The organism is Vibrio sp. 2132-1, from assembly GCF_033344315.1.
This window is the reverse complement of sequence record NZ_JAWPON010000813.1, coordinates 1-529: the sequence shown is the minus strand read 5'-3', so window position 1 is coordinate 529 and position 529 is coordinate 1. Positions and strand designations below refer to the sequence as shown.

Annotated in this window: 1 protein-coding gene; it reads right to left on the bottom strand. The window is 45.7% G+C overall.

Features of this window, described 5'->3' with window-relative positions; all coding sequences use genetic code 11:
* Positions 1–529: TonB-dependent receptor domain-containing protein (locus R8N47_RS28155; protein ID WP_318186476.1), on the bottom strand; the 529-nt coding region annotated here is incomplete at both ends.

Genomic DNA, 529 nt, shown 5'->3' with positions numbered 1-529 from the left:
TGTTGCTGGTAGTTCAGCCCAACATTGCCCTCAAAAGGCGTGATGCTACGAACGTATTCGCCCTCAGCGTCCTTTCCATCCACATAACCAAGCTTGGTACTTAGCTTCCAAGACGATGTAAAAGCATACGCAGCAGAAAGCTCCGCGCCATAGGTTTCAACGCCGTGTAAGTTTTGGTATTGCTTGACGTAGTTGCCGAAGTTATCTTGACCCGTGGTAACAACATCAATGAAGTTTTGGAACTTGTTGTAAAACGCAGAAACGTAAAGTTGCGCTCGGCCATTATCGAATTTGTTACCGATTTCAAACGAGTCCGAAGTTTCAGCCTCTAGATCCATATTTGGCGCAATAACAAAAGGCGTCAGCGGCACAAAGTCGTGGCTTACGAAGCCATACGCCTTATCGTATTCTGGCGCTCGATAACCGTGATCGTAAGAGAGGTAAACGCGGTTGTTTTCGAACACTTCACGAGAAATCGACAAACTTGGTGAAATTTCAGAACTGTCGATATCTTTCAGTGGATATCCAC